Source organism: Nitratireductor sp. GISD-1A_MAKvit (assembly GCF_040819555.1).
Classification (GTDB): domain Bacteria; phylum Pseudomonadota; class Alphaproteobacteria; order Rhizobiales; family Rhizobiaceae; genus Nitratireductor.
Genome location: NZ_CP161920.1, coordinates 1,620,866 through 1,643,221 on the forward strand (window position 1 = coordinate 1,620,866; position 22,356 = coordinate 1,643,221).

Annotated in this window: 15 protein-coding genes and 5 pseudogenes; 10 read left to right on the top strand and 10 right to left on the bottom strand. The window is 58.8% G+C overall.

The window, feature by feature from the left end; translation table 11 throughout:
* Nucleotides 1–152 precede the first annotated feature (152 nt).
* Nucleotides 153–611: pseudogene (locus AB2N04_RS09095) on the bottom strand (hypothetical protein); the annotation flags it as partial.
* A gap of 476 nt (nucleotides 612–1,087) precedes the next feature.
* Nucleotides 1,088–4,586, bottom strand: a pseudogene (gene carB, locus AB2N04_RS09100) (carbamoyl-phosphate synthase large subunit).
* Between the two features lie 265 nt (nucleotides 4,587–4,851).
* On the opposite strand from carB, the gene AB2N04_RS09105 reads away from it, so the two are divergent.
* The 4 genes from AB2N04_RS09105 to AB2N04_RS09120 all read left to right on the top strand — a co-directional run bounded on the left by AB2N04_RS09105 (nucleotide 4,852) and on the right by AB2N04_RS09120 (nucleotide 7,992).
* Nucleotides 4,852–5,772, top strand: a complete 921-nt coding sequence (locus AB2N04_RS09105; RefSeq protein ID WP_367718476.1) for a neutral zinc metallopeptidase — start codon at nucleotides 4,852–4,854, stop codon at nucleotides 5,770–5,772.
* A gap of 45 nt (nucleotides 5,773–5,817) precedes the next feature.
* The gene (locus AB2N04_RS09110; protein WP_367718477.1) at nucleotides 5,818–6,333 is read left to right on the top strand and encodes a DUF2937 family protein; all 516 of its coding nucleotides are present in this window, start codon (nucleotides 5,818–5,820) and stop codon (nucleotides 6,331–6,333) included.
* A gap of 164 nt (nucleotides 6,334–6,497) precedes the next feature.
* Complete coding sequence (locus AB2N04_RS09115) at nucleotides 6,498–7,112, top strand: pilus assembly protein TadG-related protein (RefSeq protein ID WP_367718478.1); 615 nt, start codon at nucleotides 6,498–6,500, stop codon at nucleotides 7,110–7,112.
* A gap of 76 nt (nucleotides 7,113–7,188) precedes the next feature.
* On the top strand, nucleotides 7,189–7,992 hold the full coding sequence (locus AB2N04_RS09120; RefSeq protein ID WP_367718479.1) for a hypothetical protein: 804 nt from the start codon (nucleotides 7,189–7,191) through the stop codon (nucleotides 7,990–7,992).
* A 54-nt stretch (nucleotides 7,993–8,046) separates the two neighbouring features.
* On the opposite strand, the pseudogene carA reads toward AB2N04_RS09120, so the two are convergent.
* A pseudogene (gene carA / locus AB2N04_RS09125) lies at nucleotides 8,047–9,247 on the bottom strand (glutamine-hydrolyzing carbamoyl-phosphate synthase small subunit).
* A gap of 395 nt (nucleotides 9,248–9,642) precedes the next feature.
* Here carA and AB2N04_RS09130 point away from each other — a divergent pair.
* The gene (locus AB2N04_RS09130) at nucleotides 9,643–10,092 is read left to right on the top strand and encodes a GatB/YqeY domain-containing protein (RefSeq protein ID WP_367718772.1); all 450 of its coding nucleotides are present in this window, start codon (nucleotides 9,643–9,645) and stop codon (nucleotides 10,090–10,092) included.
* 92 nt (nucleotides 10,093–10,184) lie between these two features.
* Here AB2N04_RS09130 and AB2N04_RS09135 read toward each other — a convergent pair whose 3' ends face one another.
* A complete protein-coding gene (locus AB2N04_RS09135) occupies nucleotides 10,185–12,134 on the bottom strand; it encodes a putative bifunctional diguanylate cyclase/phosphodiesterase (protein ID WP_367718480.1) in 1,950 nt (649 codons plus the stop codon).
* 37 nt (nucleotides 12,135–12,171) lie between these two features.
* A pseudogene (locus AB2N04_RS09140) lies at nucleotides 12,172–12,360 on the bottom strand (MHYT domain-containing protein); the annotation flags it as partial.
* Between the two features lie 425 nt (nucleotides 12,361–12,785).
* Between AB2N04_RS09140 and dnaG the strand changes: the two are divergent.
* From dnaG to AB2N04_RS09160, 4 genes and pseudogenes are all read left to right on the top strand, one after another.
* A pseudogene (dnaG, locus tag AB2N04_RS09145) lies at nucleotides 12,786–14,727 on the top strand (DNA primase).
* Between the two features lie 360 nt (nucleotides 14,728–15,087).
* Nucleotides 15,088–17,088, top strand: coding sequence for an RNA polymerase sigma factor RpoD (rpoD, locus tag AB2N04_RS09150; protein WP_367718481.1), 2,001 nt, complete (start codon nucleotides 15,088–15,090; stop codon nucleotides 17,086–17,088).
* 236 nt (nucleotides 17,089–17,324) lie between these two features.
* Complete coding sequence (locus AB2N04_RS09155; RefSeq protein ID WP_367718482.1) at nucleotides 17,325–17,552, top strand: HlyU family transcriptional regulator; 228 nt, start codon at nucleotides 17,325–17,327, stop codon at nucleotides 17,550–17,552.
* Nucleotides 17,553–17,657: 105 nt separating this feature from the next.
* A complete protein-coding gene (locus tag AB2N04_RS09160) occupies nucleotides 17,658–18,368 on the top strand; it encodes a DUF599 domain-containing protein (protein ID WP_367718483.1) in 711 nt (236 codons plus the stop codon).
* Between the two features lie 9 nt (nucleotides 18,369–18,377).
* Here the strand turns inward: AB2N04_RS09160 and AB2N04_RS09165 are convergent, their stop codons facing one another.
* The gene (locus AB2N04_RS09165) at nucleotides 18,378–18,974 is read right to left on the bottom strand and encodes a TetR/AcrR family transcriptional regulator (protein ID WP_367718484.1); all 597 of its coding nucleotides are present in this window, start codon (nucleotides 18,972–18,974) and stop codon (nucleotides 18,378–18,380) included.
* A 136-nt stretch (nucleotides 18,975–19,110) separates the two neighbouring features.
* On the opposite strand from AB2N04_RS09165, the gene AB2N04_RS09170 reads away from it, so the two are divergent.
* Nucleotides 19,111–19,536: a VOC family protein gene (locus AB2N04_RS09170; protein WP_367718485.1), complete on the top strand. Its 426-nt coding sequence runs from the start codon at nucleotides 19,111–19,113 to the stop codon at nucleotides 19,534–19,536.
* Nucleotides 19,537–19,599: 63 nt separating this feature from the next.
* Here AB2N04_RS09170 and AB2N04_RS09175 read toward each other — a convergent pair whose 3' ends face one another.
* The 4 genes from AB2N04_RS09175 to AB2N04_RS09190 form a co-directional block, all read right to left on the bottom strand.
* Entirely contained in the window at nucleotides 19,600–20,034 is a 435-nt protein-coding gene (locus AB2N04_RS09175; RefSeq protein ID WP_367718486.1) for a peptidylprolyl isomerase, read from the bottom strand.
* A 256-nt stretch (nucleotides 20,035–20,290) separates the two neighbouring features.
* Nucleotides 20,291–20,710, bottom strand: a complete 420-nt coding sequence (locus tag AB2N04_RS09180) for a VOC family protein (RefSeq protein ID WP_367718487.1) — start codon at nucleotides 20,708–20,710, stop codon at nucleotides 20,291–20,293.
* Between the two features lie 37 nt (nucleotides 20,711–20,747).
* Nucleotides 20,748–22,070 carry an RNA polymerase sigma factor gene (locus AB2N04_RS09185; protein WP_367718488.1) on the bottom strand — a complete coding sequence of 441 codons (1,323 nt, stop codon included), beginning with the start codon at nucleotides 22,068–22,070 and terminating at the stop codon, nucleotides 20,748–20,750.
* Nucleotides 22,067–22,309, bottom strand: coding sequence for a YciI family protein (locus tag AB2N04_RS09190; protein ID WP_367718489.1), 243 nt, complete (start codon nucleotides 22,307–22,309; stop codon nucleotides 22,067–22,069). The genes AB2N04_RS09185 and AB2N04_RS09190 overlap by 4 nt, the downstream gene beginning before the upstream one ends.
* Nucleotides 22,310–22,356 lie beyond the last annotated feature (47 nt).

A 22,356-nucleotide genomic window follows, 5' to 3' on the forward strand; every position in this document is an offset into this window, starting at 1 on the left:
AATTGTGCAACTCGCTTTTCCCGAATGGGAACAAAGTCGAAACCCTGATCCTGATACTGGAAAAGGAGACAGTCGGGGCCTTCAGCGCAACCGCTGTAGTGCGCAAGATTAGGCGGCAGTTCGTAAAACGAGCCAACCGGATACTCCGTGCGCTTGCCGTCGACCTTGATGTAAAACGTACCCTTGAGCACCACCGCCTGCACGGATCGCCTGTGATAATGGTACGGGGTGTCCTTGCCACCTGGGTACACGACGAAGGCCTCATAGGGGCCGTCGCCTGCCAGCTCGCCACGGACATCGGCATATCTGATGCCGCCCGAACCCGGGATCTGGATCCACTGGAGTTTGGAGACGGGGACAGAAACAACTTTCTTCTTGAGCGGTATCAGATCCGTGCATGCTGACAACACAGGCAACACGACAGCAAGAGAAAGGGCAATTCTTGAAAACGGGGTCATCTGAAAAAGTCCTGGGTGCTGAAAACGTTCATGGGGCCGAAAAACGGCTCCGTACTCGTGCCCCGATGGCTTGTGCCAATGGGGCGAATTCGCTGGTTTTGAAGAACTCGTGACACTGAGGTCGCGATGCGTTCTGCAATTGATTTCGAGCATGGCTTGTTTATGTGTTTACTTTCTTGCCGGCCCTGATTTCTCCACGCGAAGCCGGGCTGGTTTTGCATTGGTGGATTGTCAATTCCAGAATTCGCAATTATGAATATTGTTCTAAATCATCAGTTTGTTGGATGTTTTCTCTTATTCAAGCTGTGCCTTTTTCTGGGCAACCAACGGTTGGTACCCACCTCGTTGAGGTGGTCTCAGTTATCTGTTTATTCGTTTATTAATTCTGTTTACTTATGTGATTCCAGTCGAATTGTATCGATCTGGTCGTCTGATGGTCGCAGGACGCAATAATTGGGATGGCCTTGATCAGGGAGAGATAAAACGGCGCTGGCCAGTGGCGCCTGAACACGGGCGCTGCCGTGGACGCTCATCGAGCCACCGGAGCCACGCAATGTCGGGAAAACGCAGCGCAAAAAAATGCGGCCGCCAGTCAGGGAACCGGCGGCCGCGCAGTCTGAACGGATTGGTCAGAGAAAGTAGCTTTGTAGCGGCCGCACTTCCAGGCTTCCAGCTTTCAATGCGAGTATCGCTTCCGCGACCGCTTCGGCCCCCTGCCATGGTGGTGTAGTAGGGCACTTTCTGCATCAGTGTGGCGCGGCGCAGCGATTTGGAGTCCGACATGGCCTTCTGGCCGTCCGTTGAGTTGAAGACGAGCTGGACCTGACGGTTGCGGATGGCGTCCTCAATGTGTGGTCGACCTTCCAGAACCTTGTTGATCTTCTCCGCCTCGATGCCGTTTTCGCGCAGGAAGCGGGCCGTGCCCCCGGTGGCCAGAACATGCCAGCCCGCATCGGCGAGCCGCTTGACCGCCGGCAGGACGCGGGCCTTGTCGTCGTCGCGCACCGACACGAACAGAGTGCCTTCGCGCGGCAGGTCGACGCCGGCACCAAGCTGTGCCTTGGCAAAGGCGAGCGCGTAGTCGGTGTCGAGACCCATCACCTCGCCGGTGGATTTCATCTCGGGTCCAAGCAGCGTGTCGACGCCCGGGAAACGGGCGAAGGGGAAGACGGCTTCCTTGACCGCAATATGGCCGAGGTCGCGCGCATTGGGCATAGTTCCGTAATGGGCAAACGCGTTTTCCAGTGTCTCGCCCGACATGATGCGTGCGGCGATCTTGGCGATCGGGCGCCCGATGGTCTTGGCCACGAAGGGTACGGTGCGCGAGGCGCGCGGATTGACCTCAAGAACGTAAATTTCACCGTTCTTGACAGCGTATTGCACGTTCATCAGGCCGCCGACCTTGAGGGCCCCGGCAAGGGCCGCCGTCTGGCGTTCCAGCTCTGCGACGAGTTCCGCATCCAGCGAATGAACCGGCAGCGAACAGGCTGAATCGCCCGAATGGATACCGGCTTCCTCGATGTGCTCCATGATGCCGGATACATAGGTCTGGCTGCCATCGGACAGACAGTCCACATCCACTTCGACCGCTTCGGTCAGGTAGGTGTCGAAGAGGAGCGGGTTCTTGGACAGAAGCGTGTTGATCTGGCCGGTCTTGTCGGCCGGATATTTCTGGCGGATCTCCTCGGGAACGAGGCCCGGCACCGTGTCGAGCAGATAGGTCTGCAGCATTGTCTCGTTGTGGATAATCTGCATGGCGCGGCCACCCAGCACATAGGACGGACGCACGACCAGCGGAAAGCCCAGTTCAGAAGCCACGACCCGTGCCTGCTCGACGGAGTATGCAATGCCGTTTTTCGGCTGTTTCAGGCCGAGTTTGATCAGAAGCTTCTGGAAACGATCGCGGTCTTCGGCCAGGTCGATCATGTCGGGCGCGGTGCCGAGGATCGGGATGCCGGCTTTTTCCAGCGCGTCGGCGAGTTTGAGCGGCGTCTGCCCGCCAAACTGAACGATCACGCCATGCAGCGTGCCGGCGGCCTGTTCGGCGCGCAGGATTTCCAGAACGTCCTCGGGCGTCAGCGGCTCGAAATAGAGGCGGTCGGAGGTGTCGTAGTCGGTGGATACGGTCTCAGGATTGCAGTTGACCATGATCGACTCGTAGCCGGCGTCGGCCAGCGCGAAGGCGGCGTGACAGCAGCAATAGTCGAACTCGATGCCCTGGCCGATGCGGTTGGGGCCGCCGCCGAGGATCACCACCTTCTTGCGGTCCGAGACGCGGGCTTCATCCGCTACTTCTCCCGCGAAGGGAAGCTCATAGGTCGAGTACATGTAGGCGGTGGGGGCTGCGAACTCCGCCGCACAGGTGTCAATGCGTTTGTAAACGGGACGGACGCCAAGGGAATGGCGCTTCTTCTGAATCTCTTCCGTCTCTTTCTTCGTGAGCGAAGCAAGGCGCGCATCGGAGAAGCCCATCGACTTCAGCAGACGCAGGTTTTCCGCATCTTCCGGCAGGCCATGCTCGCGCACACGCTCCTCCATGGCAAGGATCGCGGCGATCTGCTCCAGGAACCACGGGTCGATGCGGCACATCGCATGGACGTCTTCGAGGCTTGTCCCAAGGCGGATCGCCTCGGCCACCATGCGCAGGCGGTCGGGCGTGGGCGTGCCGAGTGCGGCGCGAATGGCGTTCTTGTTTTCCGACGGATCGCCTTCCGGATCGTAGCCAGGGATCTCGATTTCATCGAGGCCGGTCAGACCCGTCTCCAGACCGCGCAGTGCCTTCTGGAACGATTCTGCAAAGGTACGGCCGATGGCCATGACCTCACCGACCGACTTCATGGCCGTGGACAGAACCGGCTTGGAACCCGGGAACTTCTCGAACGCGAAGCGGGGGATCTTCGTGACCACATAGTCGATGGACGGTTCGAACGAGGCGGGGGTTGCACCGCCGGTAATGTCGTTTTCCAGTTCGTCCAGCGTGTAACCGACCGCAAGTTTGGCCGCGACCTTGGCAATGGGGAAGCCCGTTGCCTTGGAGGCGAGGGCAGAGGAGCGCGACACGCGCGGGTTCATCTCGATCACGACGAGGCGGCCGGTCTCCGGATTGACGGCGAACTGCACGTTGGAGCCGCCCGTTTCAACCCCGATCTCGCGCAGCACCGCAATCGATGCGTTGCGCATGATCTGATATTCCTTGTCGGTCAGCGTGAGGGCAGGAGCGACCGTGATGGAATCGCCCGTGTGCACGCCCATCGGGTCCACGTTTTCGATGGAACAGATGATGATGCAGTTGTCCGCGCGGTCGCGAACCACTTCCATCTCGTATTCCTTCCAGCCGAGCACGGATTCCTCGATCAGGACTTCCGTTGTCGGGGAGGCGTCGAGACCGGAAGAGACGATCTCGAAGAACTCTTCACGATTGTATGCGATGCCCCCGCCGGTGCCGCCGAGGGTGAAGGAGGGACGGATGATGGCGGGCAGGCCGACAAAGTCGAGCGCCTGGGCGGCCACGCCCATGGCGTGGTTCATGTAGCGCTGCTTGCGATCACTCTCGCCGAGGTTCCATTCGTTTTCGAGATCATCCAGCGCCTTGTCGAGCGCCTCGCCGGACAGCTTCTCTTTCAGTTCCCGGCGCTTTGTCTCGTGCTTCTGACGGTCCGCGTTCTTGACGTCGGAGGCGTTTGCGAGCATCGAGCGCGGTGTTTCAAGCCCGATCTTCGCCATGGCCTCGCGGAACAGTGAGCGGTCTTCGGCCTTGTCGATGGCGTCTGGCTGGGCGCCGATCATCTCGACATTGTAGCGCTCCAGAACGCCCATCCGGCGCAGGCTGAGCGCCGTGTTGAGTGCCGTCTGGCCGCCCATGGTGGGCAGCAGCGCGTCGGGGCGTTCCTTGGCAATGATCTTGGCGACCACTTCAGGCGTGATCGGTTCGATATAAGTGGCGTCTGCAAGCTCCGGGTCGGTCATGATCGTGGCCGGGTTGGAGTTCACCAGGATGACGCGATAGCCTTCTTCTCGCAGCGCTTTCACGGCCTGGGTGCCGGAATAGTCGAACTCGCAGGCCTGTCCGATGACGATGGGGCCGGCCCCGATGATCAGGATCGACTTGATGTCGGTGCGTTTTGGCATGGAAGATCACTCGCGCGTGTGAGCCGACGCCGCACGGGCGTATGCCGCGCGCAGGCCGGGCAAAAATTGTCGGGCTAGGCGCGCCTTATAGGCAATGGACGGGCCTTACGGAACCCCGAAAATGACGATTTCAACGGTCTACTCCAAAGAGCGGCTCCTTGACGGCTTGCATTCGTTCGGCCCGGTGGGGAGAGAAACAATCTCTAGCGTTGTTGTGTATAAGCCGATAACTAGAGTTCACTGGAAGTAATCGGGAACTGCATCTATGCGCTGGAAAGGCCGCCGCCAAAGCAAGAACATTGAAGATCGCCGTGGACGTTCGGGGGGCGGCAGCTCCTTTCCTGGGGGATTTGGCAGGTCCGGTAGCCGTGTAAGGCTTCCGATGGGCGGAAGCAGGCGTGCCGGAGGCGGGCTTTCGGGTATCGTCGTTCTGGTGGTCTTGTTCTTCGCTTTGCGTGCCTGTGGCATCGATCCGCTGGAGATGCTGGCTGGTGACCCGGGTGACGGCGGGCCCACGACGGTGCAGCGAACGGAGTCAAGCGGTGCAAGTGACGAGATGAAGCAGTTCGTCAGCGTGGTGCTTGCCGAAACCGAAGACACCTGGAACGGGATTTTCAGGTCTCAGGGACTCGAATACCGGGAACCTTCGATGGTGCTTTTCACCGATTCGGTGCGTTCGGCCTGTGGATTTGCTTCTTCCGCGTCCGGCCCGTTTTACTGTCCCGGGGATGAGAAGGTGTATCTCGACCTCGGCTTTTTCGATCAGCTTGCGCGTCGGTTCGAGGCTTCTGGCGATTTTGCCCAGGCATATGTCGTGGCGCATGAGGTAGGGCATCACGTGCAGAATGTGACCGGCATTCTGCCTCGTTTCAACCAGATGCGCCAACGGATGAGCCAGGCCGAGGCCAATGCGATGTCGGTCCGGGTGGAGTTGCAGGCTGATTGCTTCGCCGGTATCTGGGCCCACTACACTGCCCAGAAGGGGCTCCTCGAAGAAGGAGATATCGAGGAAGCTCTCAATGCCGCCAATCAGATTGGTGATGATACGCTTCAGCGTCGCAGTCGCGGATATGTGGTTCCGGAGAGTTTCAATCATGGCACGTCGCAGCAGCGGCGCACATGGTTTGCGCGGGGGCTCAAAAGCGGACGGCTGGCTGATTGCGATACGTTCAACGATCCGATCTAGCTCGATACCGGCTGTTCTGCTGGCAGCCAGGAGGTGGATCCGAACATGTTTGGACTGGGACGAATTCTCGGCATTGCCGTGGCGGTGCTCAGCGGCCTGGTAACGTCGCAGGCCCCAGAGTTCGCGCAGCAATATCGCCAGCGTCTGAACGGTGCTCTCGATGAGTTGACGCGTGTTGTTGAAGCGTTCGATGCGGATGCGGCGGCGAATGATCTTTCGCGGGAGCAGGCGTTTTTTGCTTATGAGCGGACGGGCGATGCGTTCTTTCAGGATCGTGTCAACTCGGTGAGGAAGGCCATCGGCCGCCTGGAAGATCTGGAGCGACAATCTCTTGCTTTCGACGCTTCGCCGCCGGTTTTGCGGCCAGTGGTTGTGGTTCGATCTCCAGACCCTTCAACCCTGCAAGGGGCGCTGGAGGATTATGAGCCGGCTGTTCCGTTGACGCCCGCTGGCTGGCTCTGGGCGGGGGCCGGCCCTCTGTTTGGCTTCTCCCTGTTATGGCTGATCAGGTTCTTTTTTCGCCCACAAGACCGGTATTCAACCCGTAATTTTCGCATGTAAAATTGCAACCGCGCGTTTAACGTGATTTTAAAAGCCTGAAACTACTTTGCCGCCAACGAATAATTTTGGGTGGGCAAATGGTTTCTCTGCTTAAGCGCGTTTTGCGCCAAGGAACACGTCTGTGCAAAGACTTCGGCACTGACAGAGCCGGCAATTTTGCGTTGATGACGATCCCCGCACTCTTTGTGATTGCTAGCGGTGCGGGCTTCGCGGTCGACTACAGCAATCTGAGCCGCGTCCGTGCCGGGCTTCAAAACAGCCTCGATAGTGCTGCTCTGGCCGTGGCCCAGAAGGGCAAGAAGATCTCCAATTCCGAGGCACAGGAAATTGCGCGGGAGTATCTCGCGGGCAATTTGCCGATGGAGTTCAAGTCACTGGTGGTGACGCGGGAAGATCAATCGGTAACGGTCTCTGCCGATGTGGACGTGGATCTCTACTTCGGTCATTTTTTTGGCAAGGACAAGATGGCCGTTGGCGCGGTTTCCAAGGCTGATGTCGCGCTCATCTCCTATGAGATCGCACTGGTTCTCGACACGACCGGCTCCATGCGTGGTCGCAAGCTCCGGGACATGAAGAAAGCCGTCAAGAATCTCATCGACAACATTTCCGATCAGGTGAACGATCCCGAACGGCTACGGTTTGCGCTTGTACCGTTTTCCGCATTCGTCAATGTCGGCCCGCAATATGCGCCCAAGTTCGACAAAAAGGGGAAAATGATCGAGGGGACGGGAGCGGCCCTGGCTCGATCTGGAAGGCGCCAGCGAGATACCCCAGCTTGAGCTTAAAACCGGCATTAGCCGTTTCCAAGCCTACCACAATCTTGGGTATGAATGGAAAGGCTGTGTGGAAACCCGCATGCGCGATGGCAATGCTCGCCATGACGTGGCCGATACAGCAGTGGATCCCAATGATCCGGCAACACTTTTTGTGCCGTCCTTTGCGATCGATGAACCGCGCTACTACAGCAACAATTACATCAATTCGAGTGTGAATCCCTGGGACACCGGGCCTCTGGCGACCAAGGCGAAGCTTGAAAAATACGGCTTCGACCTGCTCGGTGGTGTTTTGGATAAGCTTGGTCTGGATTTTCGCACGGGTGGCTATGGTCCGAACTACATGTGCGATTCAGAACCGCTGACGCCTCTGACCAATGATTATAGGCTGCTGAAAAGGAAGGTGAACGACTTCGAGGCCAAGGGCAACACCAACGTCACGGAAGGGGTAGCCTGGGGCGCGCGGGTTCTTTCCCAGCAGGAGCCCTTTGCTGGTGGCGACCCCGAAAACGGACTGATCAAGATCATGGTGGTTCTAACCGATGGTGCCAACACATTCGGTGTCATGGGAAACCGACTTCGCTCCCGTTATTCGAGCTATGGCTACATGATCGATGGCCGGCTTGATGGCGAAGTGAATGCAAGCGGCAGCAAATCAACGCGTCTCATGAACAACAAGACGCTCGAGGCGTGCAATTTCGCCAAGGAAAGCGGTGTCGACATCTATACCATCCGGCTTGAGGTGCGCGACACGGGGACCGGCAGCATGATGCGGTCGTGTGCCAGCCGACCGGATCAGTATTTCGACACGCCTTCGAGCCGGCAATTGAAGGACGTGTTCGAGAAGATCGGTGAACAGATCGTCCGGTTGCGTCTCTCGACCTGACGGCGAAGCGCACGAAAATTGAGAAGGGCGGCCCTGGAGCCGCCCTTGCTGTATTTATTCCGTCAATGCCGGCTCGCCCTGCCGTTCGCGAATGAGGTTTGCAAACCGGCGAAACAGATAGTGGGAATCCTGCGGTCCGGGCGAGGCTTCGGGATGATGCTGAACCGAAAACACTGGACGTCCGGTGATCGCAAGACCGCAATTGCTGCCGTCGAAGAGCGAGACATGCGTCTCCTCCACGCCTTCGGGCAGCGTGTCTCCATCCACGGCGAAACCATGGTTCATTGAAACGATCTCCACCTTGCCGGTGGTGAAGTCCTTTACCGGGTGGTTGGCTCCGTGATGCCCCTGATGCATTTTCACCGTCTTCGCGCCGAGGGCGAGTGCCAGCATCTGATGACCCAGGCAAATTCCGAACATGGGAATTTCCGATTCCAGAAGTTCGCGGATCATCGGTACCGCATATTCGGCAGTTGCTGCCGGGTCCCCCGGACCGTTCGAAAGGAAAATCCCATCGGGTTTCAGGGCCAGAATGTCAGCGGCGCAAGTTTTTGCCGGTACGATTGTGACTTTGGCTCCAAGTCCAGAAAGCAGCCGAAGGATGTTGCGTTTGGCACCATAATCAACGGCCACAATGTGGTGTTTCGGGGCCTCCTGTGCTCCGTACCCCTCATCCCAGACCCAGGGTGTCTCGTCCCAGCTCTGTGTCTGGCCCGAGGTGACCTCTTTCGCCAGATCGAGATTGACAAGGCCCGGCCATTCGCGCGCTCTGGCCCTGAGCGCTTCGATATCGAAATCTCCATCCGGCTGGTGGGCAATGATGGCATTGGCGGCACCCTTCTCTCTGAGGCGTGCGGTAAGGGCGCGCGTGTCCACACCACTGATGCCGACAAGGCCGCGCCGCTTCAGCCAGGCGTCGAGATGGTTACCGGAACGATAATTTGATGGGTTCGTGATTTCGGCACGCAGAACCGCTCCGACCGCACCGGCCCCTTGCCGCGGGATGAAGATCTTCGATGTCTTCGTCATTGGCGCCTACATTGCCGATATGTGGAAAGGTGAAGGTGATGATCTGTCCCGCATAGGAGGGGTCTGTGAGGATTTCCTGATACCCGGTCAGGGCAGTGTTGAAGCAGAGCTCGCCCACCGCTTCACCGCTGGCACCCAGGCCCTTGCCCTCTATCACGGTGCCGTCAGCCAGCACTATCAGGGCTGTGGGCCGGCTCGTGCTCCAGGGAGCAGTGTTGGTTGCCATGGGAATTCTCCACCATTCGTGTTCACGGACGCGGTCGCAGCCAGATGGCCAGCGTGCGGTTTGGGTGCCTATAACATGATCTGCGAGCAGACCGGTTCTCACTTTTCGCGGCCAAACGCAAGAGGGTTGCGAGGTGAGGGGCTTGAAAGAACCTCCCGCATGGGCCATATCCGCCCCCGAAGTGAGCTGGGCCAAGGCCGGAAATGATTAGCATAATCCAGTTGAAGCCGGTTTGTCTGCGCAGATCGTGGACAGGAGGCAGGGCCTTCGATTGGGTCAGTCGATGGCGTAAAATAATTATATCAATGTTTACAATGGCTTATTGTGGCATTGGTACTTGCTTCGCGGATTGACCGAGGCTATGTTCACACCAGCGACGGAAAACAGGTGTTATGATGCGCGACAAGCTCGCCAAGGCGTTGAACGACGCCATGAAACAGAAAGACAAGCGCCGGCTTTCAACGCTGCGACTGGTTCAGACTGCGATCAAGGACCGTGACATTGCCAATCGTGGTGCTGGCAAGGATCCTGTGAGCGATGATGAAATCCTTCAGATTCTTTCCAAGATGGCAAAGCAGCGTCAGGAATCGGCAAAAGCCTTTGAAGAGGGCAATCGTCTTGAACTTGCCGAGCAGGAGCGTGAGGAAATCGAGATCATAACCGAATTCCTTCCAAAACCGCTTGGTGAGGACGATCTCAAGCAGGCCTGTGCCCAGGTGGTACACGAAGTTGGTGCTGACGGATTGCGCGACATGGGGCGGTGCATGAACGTTTTGAAGGAAAAGTTCCCCGGCCGCATGGATTTTGGCAAGGCGAGCGGCATCGTCAAAGGCATGCTGCGTTAACGCCGGCTGCGGACGCGAACGTTAACGGGCGGCCACGAGCCGCCCTTGTTTTTTCTGGACAGTGCGGACCGGCAGCGAACCGATCACGTGGTTCAGGCTGCGCTCACGCCCGAAGCGCTGTCGCCCGATGCTCCGCCTTGATCGAACTCTTCCAGTGAGCTCGGGCGACCGAGATAGTAGCCCTGACCGATCTGGCAAAGCTCCCTGGCCAGAAAGCTCATCTCTCCGGAGGTCTCCACGCCTTCGGCCAGCACGGGCAGTCCAAGGCCGCGTCCGATGCCCAGAACGGCGCGTACAATGGTGGCTGCCTGTTCGTTGGTATCCACCTGGCGGATGAAGCTACCGTCGATCTTGATCTTGTCGAACGGGAACGCCCGCAGATTGGAAAGGGATGAATAGCCGGTTCCGAAATCATCCATGGCCACGCGAATGCCCAGCGATTTCAGCTGCCGCAGTGCTGTGAGCGCCCTGTGCATGTCTCGCACCAGCGCGGTCTCGGTGATCTCGATCTCGAGGCGGCTTGGTGAGAGGCCGGTTTCCAGAAGAATCCGATGCACGGATTGCGGGAAGTGCACGCTATGCAGTTGTACGGCAGAGACGTTCACGGCGACCATCAGATCGTTGTCCCACCCGGCTGCTGCCTCACAGGCGGTTCGCAGCACCCATTCTCCGATCGAGACGATGGCACCGCTCTCCTCCGCTACCGGGATGAAAATGGCGGGAGAAACATTGCCGCGTTCGGGATGTTGCCAGCGCAACAGCGCTTCATAACCAATGAGTTCTCCGTTATCGAGCTTCTTCTGGGGCTGGTAGACCAGGTGGAATTCCTTCCTAGAGACCGCGTGGCGCAGTTCGTGCTCCATGGTCCTGCGGGATCTGGCTTCCTTCCCCATGGCATCTTCGTAGAACCGATAGGTGTCCCGGCCTTCGGATTTCGCGCGATAGAGTGCCGTATCCGCGTGATTGATCAGCGTTTCCTGGTCCTTCGCATCTTCCGGGTAGACGGCGATGCCGATGCTGGTCGACATCAGGCCTTCGCTGGCGGCGGTTTCGTTTTCGGTGCGGAAGGCTTCCAGTATTTTTTCTGCAAGTTCAGCCGCTTCGTCAGGATCGCTCAGTCCGGGAGCGATGATGGCGAACTCGTCGCCGCCAAGGCGGGCAAGCATCTGGTTCTCGCCAAGAACACGGCCCGCGTTTTCGGCAACCTTTTGTAACATGGCGTCGCCCGCTGCATGGCCAAACAGGTCATTCACCTCTTTGAAGCGGTCGAGATCCAGGCACAGCAGGGCGATGGACCTGTCTTCGGGAAGGACCTCCATTTCCTCTTGCAGACGGGCTGTAAAACTGCGGCGGTTCGGAAGACCGGTGAGCGTGTCGTGCATGGCCAGACGGCGGATATCGGCTTCGGCTTTCTTCCGTTCGCGCAGGTCTCTGACGGCGATAACGGTGTGGGGCTTGCCGAGATAATCGATCACCCGGGACAGGAGTTCTACCGGGTAGCTGGAGCCGTCTGCATGCTGGAGTGTCGTTTCCCAGACGGGTTCGTCTCCGATGGTCCGGTTTTTTCCGATGGAACCGAAAATCGAGGGATATTCAATGCCGGCAAGTTCTTCGACGGATCGTCCACATAATTTTGCCAGACTCTGGTTGGCAGCAACGATAACCGTGTCGTCGCACACGAGAAGCCCTTCCAGTGCCGCGTTGGCAAGGCCGCGCATCCGGCGCTCTTCCATATTGGCGCGCCGTTTGTCCCGGATGTCGACCCAAAGGGCCAGAGCCGTGAGCGCGAATATCATGAACGCGGCAAGCGTGACGGCGCCGGCCAGCCAGGCAGAGGGGACCGAAAACTGGGAGATCTCGATTGCCGGATCCGGGACGATGGAAACAGCCCCCATTGCGGTGAAGTGCATCGAGCATATTGCCAGTGTCAGTGTCAGGCTTGCAGCGATGTTTCGGACTTCCGAGCTGCGCACCAGAGCGATCCGGATTGCCAATGCTCCAAGGGCCACGCCGGAGATCAGCGAAGCAGCGACAAGCCCCATGTCCCATTCGAGGCGGCCCCTGTACTTCGAAAGCCATCATGCCCGTAAAATGCATGACAGCGATTCCCGCACCAAGGACCGCACCACCGACAAGAGAATGCTCCAGCGAACGCCGGCTGGTAGCGACGGCCATTCCGATGCCGCTGAGCAGCATTGAAAGCACAAGCGAGGCGGTCGTCAACGGGACGTCATAGGCGGTGGGAAGGGAGGGGGAGAAGGCCAGCATGGCCACAAAATGGGTAGCCCAGACACCGAATCCGAAACAGATCGCCGCCACCGTGATCCATAAGAGCCTAGTCTGTCCCGAGGTCTTGCGCAGGTGACGCAGCAATATGACGGCTGCGAATGATGCCAGTGCACCGAGGCCGCCAGCCAGGAGAACCAGCTTCAAATCGTGTTCATTGACGATGCAGTTGTAGACCGTAAGCACGCTGGTTCGTCCATCCCTGAGAGTTTGACGTGTGAAAGGCTTGGTTGCCGGGCTGAATGCCAGCAGGGTGAACGGGTTAGCACTGCTGTCTTGAACAATCGGTTAAGTTGTATTCCGAAACGGTTTGTTCCGGCTGGGCTGTGAATACCGGTAAGAAGCGTTGCCCGGGGTCGCGATTGTTGTGGTTCATGCTTATATGAGGGGGCAGGGCAGGAACAAAAATGCGCTTTCCAAACTCCTTTCTGGACGAACTTCGCGACCGCGTGCCGATTTCGCAGGTCATCGGAGCACGCGTGACCTTTGATCGTCGCAAGACGAATGCGTCGCGGGGCGACTATTGGGCCTGTTGTCCGTTTCATGGTGAGAACACCCCGAGTTTTCACTGTGAAGACCGCAAGGGACGCTACCATTGTTTCGGCTGCGGCGTTTCGGGAGATCACTTCCGTTTTCTCTCCGAGCTTGATGGTATCAGTTTTCCAGAAGCGGTGGAGCGCGTGGCTGACATGGCGGGTGTGCCCATGCCTCAGCGCGATCCGCAGGCAGAGCGCCGAGAGCAGCAGCGTGCAACCCTTTCCGAAGTCATGGAGATGGCAGCTGATTTTTTTCAGGGCATGCTACAGCAGCAGAACGGGGCAGAGGCACGCGCCTATCTGCGGGGGCGGGGCCTGTCCAGTGCGACACAGCAGGCCTTTCGGATCGGCTACGCGCCCTCGAGCCGTAACGCACTGAAGGAATACCTCGCCGGCAAGGGGGTGAGCAAAGAACAGATCGAGGCTTGCGGACTCGTGGTTCACGGTCCCGATATTCCAGTTTCTTATGACCGCTTCCGCGACCGTATCATGTTCCCGATCGAGGATGCCCGGGGGCGGGTGATCGCGTTCGGCGGGCGTGCCATGTCGAAGGATATTCCCGCAAAATACCTGAACTCACCCGATACCGAGCTCTTTCACAAGGGCACCGTGCTCTACAATCTGGCGCGGGCACGGCGATCTGCGGCCAAGGGCGAGACGGTGATTGCGGTCGAAGGCTACATGGACGTGATCGGGCTCGCGCAGGCGGGTTTCGAAAATGCCGTTGCTCCACTGGGTACGGCGCTGACGGAAAACCAGCTTGACCTGCTCTGGCGCATGTCGGGCGAGCCCGTACTGTGCTTTGATGGTGACGAGGCCGGGTTGCGCGCAGCGTGGCGCGCAGCCGATCTGGCTCTGCCGCTGGTTCAACCTGGGCGGAGCCTGCGCTTTGCGCTATTGCCGGAAGGAAAGGACCCGGACGATCTCGTGCGGGAGGAGGGGGCCGGATGCCTTTGCTGCCGTTCTGAACGGAGCGCGCCCTCTGGCCGACATGCTGTGGATGCGGGAAACCTCTGGCAAGGTTTTTGACACACCGGAACGTCGCGCGGAACTGGAGCGCAACCTGCAGGCACTGACTTCGAGGATCGGCGACGAAAATCTCAAGCGGCATTACAGCCAGGACATGCGGGAGCGTGCGCGTGCATTCTTCGGTAACAGTCAAGCCCAGCGAGGGGGGCAGCGGGGCTTCCGTGATGGCAGCAATGCCGGTGGTCGCGGGCGGGCTGCGGCCGGACGGCCGGGCGGCGCCTCAGGGCGGCTCGCCGTTTCCGAAAGTCTTGCGCGTTCGGCAATGGTGCGCAGTGCCAAGCCGGCGATGCCGCTGCGGGAAGCAGCCCTGCTTGTGTCACTGGTCAACCATCCGTCGCTGATTGATGAGTACTTTGACGCAGTAGATCAGATGCTGCTGGCAAGTGCGGAACTTGGACGGCTGCGCATGGCGATCCTCGACGCAGTTGCGCACAATCCCACCCATGATCGTGAGCTTCTCCTGAAGAAAATCGACGCTGACGGGCTTTTCCCTGTCTGGCAGCAGGCGGAAGCGCGGGTCAAGTCTGCCTATCTCTGGACGGCGCTCGAAAACGCGGCGCTTGATGATGCGCGGGAAGCCTTTGCGCAGACGCTCTACTTGCACAGGCGCGCAGGCTCTCTACATAAAGAGCTGAAAGCGGCCGAACTGGCACTGGCCAATGAATGGAACGAAGAGGATGCACGGCACCTGGTCGAGATTCAGGCGGAGCTGAGCAATCTCCAGGCAACCGAGGCGCTCATTGAGGGTTTCGGCATTCTATCGGGGCGTGCGAATCGCTCTTGAACGCAAAACGCAATCACCGGGGAGCGTGACGGGCCAAAATGCGAAAAAGGCATCAGAATCTTTGATTGATTCGTTTTTTTGCCACGAATTGCGCTGCTTTGGCTTGACGTTGCCCAGGAATGCGGGAATCAGGTTCGATTCGAAGAATGGCTCTGTTTCCGGTATAGAGCGGACGGTCAGGCAGTAGCAGAATACCGAAATTGGACGCGACAGGGAGTCCACCTAGAATTCAGGGTTAATCCGGCATTAACGCGGCGAGAGCTAGACCACGAATCAGGTTGCGATATGCCGCGACGGACAGCCGTTGCAGCGGCGGCGACGGGGTGGCATTGAACCCCGCTCGGTTGGAGAAGGCAAAGCATGGCGACAAAAGAGAAGGAAGAGGTCGAAACCGAACGCGAGGGCTCTGACGGCCCGTTGCTCGACCTTTCCGACGACGCAGTCAAGAAGATGATCAAGGCCGCCAAGAAGCGCGGCTATGTAACGATGGACGAGCTCAATGCCGTCCTTCCTTCTGGCGAAGTCAGTTCGGAGCAGATTGAAGACACCATGGCGATGCTCTCGGATATGGGCATCAATGTGGTCGAAGAAGATGAAGTTGCCGAGGAAAGCGATTCCAGCGAGAGCGAGGAAGGCGGTGAGCTGACCACGCAGGCGGGAACTGCGGTTGCGACCACGACCAAGAAGGAGCCGACGGACCGTACGGACGATCCCGTGCGCATGTATCTGCGCGAAATGGGCTCGGTGGAACTTTTGTCGCGCGAAGGCGAAATCGCCATTGCGAAGCGCATTGAGGCTGGCCGCGAGACGATGATCGCCGGGCTTTGCGAGAGCCCGCTGACCTTCCAGGCCCTGATCATCTGGCGCGATGAGCTGAACGAAGGCAAGATCCTTCTACGCGAGATCATCGATCTCGAAGCGACCTATGCCGGCCCTGAAGCAAAGCAGGCACCGGTCGTTCAGCGGACGGACGAGGAAACCAAGCCGGCGGAGGAAAAGCCCAAACGTTCGCGCGGTGACGATGTCACCGATGTGGGCGGCGAGGGGCAGACCGAAGACGACGACGATGATGACGATGAGGATGAGGCCAATCTGTCGCTGGCTGCGATGGAAGCCGAACTCAAGCCCGGCGTCATGGAAACGCTCGACTTCATTGCCGACACCTACAAGAAGCTGCGCAAGCTGCAGGATCAGAAGGTGGAATCGAGCCTGGCCGATGCCGACACGCTGTCGACGAGCCAGGAGCGCCGCTACAAGCAGTTGAAGGGTGAATTGATCACCTCGGTGAAGTCGCTTTCCCTCAACAATGCCCGTATCGAAACCCTGGTCGAGCAGCTTTACGACATCAACAAGCGTCTCGTGAAGAACGAGGGTCGTCTGTTGCGCCTGGCAGAAAGCTATGGCGTGAAGCGTGAGTCTTTCCTCAAGGAGTATCAGGGCTCCGAACTCGACACCAACTGGACCGAGCGCGTTGCGACGCTCTCCGGCAAGGGGTGGAAGGAGTTCTCGAAGAACGAGGCAAAGGCGATCGAGAACCTGCGTGCCGAGATCCAGAATCTTGCGCAGGAGACGGCGATTTCCATCGGCGAGTTCCGTCGCATCGTGAACCAGGTACAGAAGGGCGAGCGAGAAGCGGCCATTGCCAAGAAGGAGATGGTCGAGGCCAATCTGCGTCTCGTGATCTCGATTGCCAAGAAATACACGAACCGCGGTCTCCAGTTTCTCGATCTGATTCAGGAGGGCAACATCGGCCTGATGAAGGCGGTGGACAAGTTCGAGTATCGGCGTGGTTACAAGTTCTCCACCTACGCGACCTGGTGGATCCGGCAGGCGATCACGCGTTCGATTGCCGATCAGGCCCGCACGATCCGTATCCCGGTCCACATGATCGAGACGATCAACAAGATCGTGAGGACATCGCGCCAGATGCTGCATGAGATTGGACGGGAGCCGACGCCGGAAGAACTGGCAGAGAAGCTCGCCATGCCGCTGGAAAAGGTTCGCAAGGTTCTGAAAATCGCCAAGGAGCCGATCTCGCTCGAGACGCCCGTGGGCGACGAGGAGGATTCGCATCTTGGCGACTTCATCGAAGACAAGGGCGCAGTTCTTCCCATCGATGCCGCCATTCAGGCGAATCTGCGTGAAACCACGACGCGCGTTCTCGCATCGCTGACTCCGCGCGAAGAGCGTGTGCTGCGCATGCGTTTCGGTATCGGCATGAACACCGATCACACGCTGGAGGAAGTGGGGCAGCAGTTCTCCGTCACACGTGAACGCATCCGCCAGATCGAGGCGAAGGCACTGCGCAAGCTCAAACATCCGAGCCGGTCGCGCAAGCTGCGTTCGTTCCTCGACAGCTAGGCGCTTCGAGGGTGCTGAATTGATGAGCCGGGCCTTGAGCCCGGCTCTTTCTTTTTGCGCTGGCTTTGCATCTGATATCTGGCTGTATCTCTGGAGTGGGGTGCCTGTTTCGCTTGCCGGCATAGAGGGGTACAACGCCAGAGGATCGATATCTAACGGGAGAAAGTCCATGTCATTTTTGAAGCGTCTCTTCGGCGGCGGAACCGGGCAATCCACCACGGGAGGAGACAGGGCCTGTGGGCGAGGCCGTTGAGCACAAGGGGTACTCGATCCAGCCGACACCTTTTTCAGCCGACGGGCAGTTTCAGACCTGTGCGGTGATCACGAAGGAGGTGGATGGCGTCGTGAAGGAGCATCGTCTGGTTCGTGCAGACCGCTTTCCGAGTGCCGACCTTGCCGCAGATCAGGCCATCCGCAAGGGACGGCAGGTGATCGACGAACAGGGTGATCGAATTTTCGACTGAACCCGACCGCACCCCCGCGCCAGGATGGCGGTGGCGTGACTGGACCGGAAGCGATGCTTCGATCAAACTGTCGACGGGGGGATCCTGTTTGGAGAGGTTAACATTTTGACGCTTGCCGCATCTCTTTTCCCGATCCTTTGCTGGGGTTTTTATTCGATATTTGCGAGCTGGCTTGAAAGACGCCGGCCGTCACTCTCCATCATCATGGGTGCCCAGCGCCATCGCTGGGTGCGCAATGCGGTGCGCCGTGAAACGCCGATGGATGCAATTCTTTCAGGCAATCTGATGGGGGCCGTGTCGTTTTTTGCGTCGACCACCGTTCTCATCATCCTGGCCGTGATTGCGGTATTCGGTCAGGTTGGCGCGGTGGTGGACGCCGTGTCTGTCATGCAGCCGGGACTTGATCTTTCGGCAGCGGTTGTGGAGCGGCACCTTGTGCTTTTCCTCGTTATGTTCGTGATGGCATTTCTGTCCTTCACGCTCTCTCTTCGGCAGTTCAATCACTTTTGCATCATGCTTGGGGCTGCCGATGACAGGGGTGAAAGCGATCCCGAAGAAATCTACATCATGGCTGCTCTCAACACGATCGCGGCGCGTAACTTCAATCAGGGTATTCGTGCCTATTATTTCGCGCTCGGGATGATTGCCTGGTTCGTGTCGATCTGGGCAGCGATTGTTGTCAGTCTGATCATCTTTGCCTCGATCCTTTACCGGGAATTCTTTTCAGCGGCACGGGAACTGGTCGCAGGGCTGAAGGTGGAGGTGCCCGATCCAGCAAGGCGGACCGCCAGCGGAACGAAAACGCAAAGGCCATAGGTCTCCACGCTATCGGGTCACCGACAGGCCCACGATCAGAGCCGCAAGGCCTGCTTCATAGGCATCCTTGTCTGCGCCGGAATCAACCGCAAGCGCAGCGCGGTCGAACGCCGCGCCCAGCAGACCTGTCAGAGCGTCCAGCGGCAGAACCCGGATCTGCTTCATTTCCATCGCGGCTTTCAGCCCTTCCCTCAGGGTTCTGTTGCCATGACAGTTATCGATTTCGTCCATGCGGCTTCTGCCAAGAACAGCCGGCCCGTCGAGCAGCAAAAGGCGTGTGCGCCCGGGCGCTTGCATGGCTTCGAGATATGCCTTTCCACCTTCGATCAAAGCTGCGCTGGCTGTTGGGGAGGTGACGGTGTGCCGTTCGATCTCTTCGGCCACGCTACCCGCTTCCCGTTCAACGACGGCCGCAAACAGTGCCTGTTTGTCTGTGAAGTGATGATAGAGCGCTCCGCGTGTCACACCGGCCTCTCGAGCAATATCAGGCGTCCCAGTTTCCGCGTAGGACTTTTCAACGAACAGACGCCGTGCTGCCTCGATAAGCTTGTCGCGCGTTTCTTCACTTCTTACGCGGTTGGAGCGGCGGTTTGAACTATGTTGCATACATGCAGCCTGTATGTTAATTAATGATACATGCAGTCTGTATGTTTATCCGGCCCAGCGGTCAATGCAAGCATTCGATCCAATATGACGGATAAGCAGCGGCTTGGAAGCAAAACGCCAGAAGGGAGGAATCCTGATGAACGTCACCGGCTATTATCCGGTCATCATGACGGAAAAGGTCGCCGAAACGGCTGCGTTTTACTGCGCGCATTTCGGGTTTCGGCCTGCATTCGAAGCGGATTGGTATGTCCACCTGAGTTCGTCTGACGATCCTCACGTCAGCCTTGCCATATTGGATGGACAGCATCCCACGGTGCCCGAAGGCGGCCGGGGCAGCGCTTCAGGCGTGATCCTGAATTTCGAGGTCGAGGATGTGGATGCGGAGTATGATCGGCTGAGGGGGGAGGGGCTTCCCGTCCTGCTGGACCTGCGCGACGAGGTGTTTGGGCAACGTCATTTCATCACCGCTGATCCGAACGGTGTTTTGATTGATGTTATCAAGCCCATCCCGCCATCCGCGGAATTTGCCGCTCAATACGCACCGGACGCGATCCCTCAATAGAAATGCTCTAACAAAAACGGAAGCCGCGGTGCACATGCACTGGCGGCTACCGTTTGCTCGCGCTCAGGCGCCGACGATTTCCACGACTTCGATGTCGAAAATCAGGTCATGTCCTGCGAGGGGATGGTTGGCATCGACCCTGATCTCCTCATCGGTCACACCCACCACGCTGAGAGGAATCTGGTTGCCGTCCGGGGTGGTGGCCTGCAGATTGGCGCCCACTTTCACGTCCAGCTCCGGGGGCAGTGCCGAGCGGGGAACAACCTGAACCTGATTTTCATCACGCGCGCCATAGGCTTCGTCGGCTGCGATTGTCAGCGTGCCGGTGTCGCCCTGCTTCATGCCCTGAATCTGCCGGTCGAGACCGGGAATGATCTGACCGCTTCCAACCTTGAACTCGAGTGGCTCGCGTCCGGCCGAGGAATCAAACTGCGTGCCGTCGGCCAGCTTGCCGGTATAATGAATGCGCACGACATCGCCGCTTTTGACCTGGCTCATGTCTGTCTCTCAATCGTTTCTGTGTGAGAAGATGTTGACGCGGCATAGCGCTCTGCGTCGGCGGACAGGGGCCTGGCAACGCCCTTCGACCCCTTGCCGATACAGGTTAGTGCGTGGCGGGTACCCCTGTAAAGCGAATGAAGCAAACGGCGGGGGATGTTTTTTTAACCCCGACCGTTCTTGGCAGCGCAGAATGGCCCAGCCGGGGGCGTTCCGGGCCGGGGCTATGCACCGCAGAAGCCGGCGGACGAGGCTGTTATTTTCCGACGATGGCCCAGGTTACGCCAAACGGATCCTGGACTTGACCGTAGCGCTCGCCCCAGAACATCCGTTCGAGCGGCAATTTGACCTGCATGCCGGCGCCGACAGCGCGTGCCCACCAACCGTCGACATCTTCGACACTGAGGGTCAGTGTGTATCCGGCATGTCCCTGCAATGACTGGCCGTATTCGGGATAGGCATCGCACAGCATGAGCGAGCCGCCGTGAAGGTAGAGATGGATGTGCATGGTACGGCCGCTCTCGTCTTCCGGCTGGCGGAAGACCTCTTCGGCACCAAAGGCTTCGGTGTAGAACTCAGCCGCCTTCGAGGCGCCGCTGACCATAAGGTAAGGAACCACGCCCCCCAGGACTTTGGGTGTTTCCTGATGATCTGCAATCGTTTGCGCTTCAGACATGTTTTCTCCTGCTGACACCATCTCGTTGACGGGCCCATTATCGGGACGTGTCATCAGGACGAATGACGGCCTTTCCTTCCGACATCTGGCGGTAATTTTTTTGATCCTGGTGGGTACGCGTTTTCGTCGCCAGACGGTCAAGGTGCTGGCGAATATGTGCTGCCTCCATCGGCGTGCGGGCGAGGGCGATGGCGCGATCGAATGCCTTTCGCGCCTCTTCCGCATGTCCGATCTCGCTCAGATATGCGCCGCGTACGCCATGGAAGTAGAAATAGCCGGACAGGCGATCCGCCAGCGGCGTGATGATTTGCAGCGCGGCTTCAGGGCCCCGGATTTTGGATACGGCCACGGACCGGTTGAGCGTGATGACGGGAGAAGGAGTTTGATGTTCCAGCAACTGGTAAAGCAGGTCGATCTCTTCCCAATCGGTCTTCTCGGGCGTGGAGGCGCGGATATGCACTGCGGCAATCGCTGCCTGGATCTGGTAGGGGCCCGGATGACCGTGCCGCAACGCCTTGTCCACAAGCGCAAGGCCTTCCTCGATTGCGTTGCGGTTCCACAGGTTCCGGTCCTGATCTTCGAGAAGAACGACATTCCCCTCGGCGTCTGTGCGTGCGGGGCTGCGCGCGTGCTGCAGGAGCATGAGAGCCAGAAGCCCCATTATTTCAGGCTCGGAAGGAAACAGCCGTAGCAGCAGGCGACCAAGCCGGACAGCCTCGTCGCACAGGGGCGCACGTACGATCTCTTCGCCGCTGGAGGCCGAATAGCCCTCGTTGAAAATCAGATAGATCATCGCGGCAACAGAGCCGAGCCGCTTCGAACGTTCGGCTGCGTCGGGTGGAGCAAACGGGACGCTGGCCTCACCCACCCGGCGCTTGGCGCGCGTGATGCGTTGCTCCATGGCTCTTTCGCCGATCAGAAAGGCGCTGGCGATTTCGCCTACGCTTAACCCGGAGACGATGCGCAATGCGAGCGCCACCTGTTGGGTTGCGGGCAGCTCCGGGTGGCAACACACGAACATCAGCCGCAGGATATCGTCGCGGTAATGTGCTCCGTCCAGCCGCTCGGCCATATTGGCTTCGGCGTCATCAAGGTTTGAAATTCTGTCTTCAGGCGGCAGGACCGTGTTGCGGCTGTCGCGCCTTAACGTATCGAGTGCTGCATTACGCCCGACGAAGATCAGCCAGGCGGTTGGATCGCGGGGCGGACCCTTTACGGGCCAGGTTTTCAAGGCTCGGAGGCAGGCTTCCTGAAATGCTTCCTCGGCGCGGTCCAGGTCGCGGAAATAGCGCAGAAGGGCACCCATGGCCTGCGGGCGGGCACCTGTGAGCGTATTCTCGACCCAGGCCAGCTCAGTCATTTCTTCAACTCCTGCATAGCCGGCAGGGTGCCTTTCTCGAAGATCTGTACCGGACGAATTTCAAAAGTAACGCTCTCGCCTTCCTTCATGCGTTTGGCAAAGTCGACCACTTCTTCCAGATTTTCGCAATCGACCACGTAAAATCCGAGCAATTGCTCCTTTGTTTCGGCGAAGGGGCCGTCGAGCACCACTTGCTCCATGCCTGAAGTGCGGATCGTGGTTGCAACTGAGGTGGGCATGAGGCGGATGGCCGGGGCCCATGCGGTTTGTATCCACAAGCTCCTGT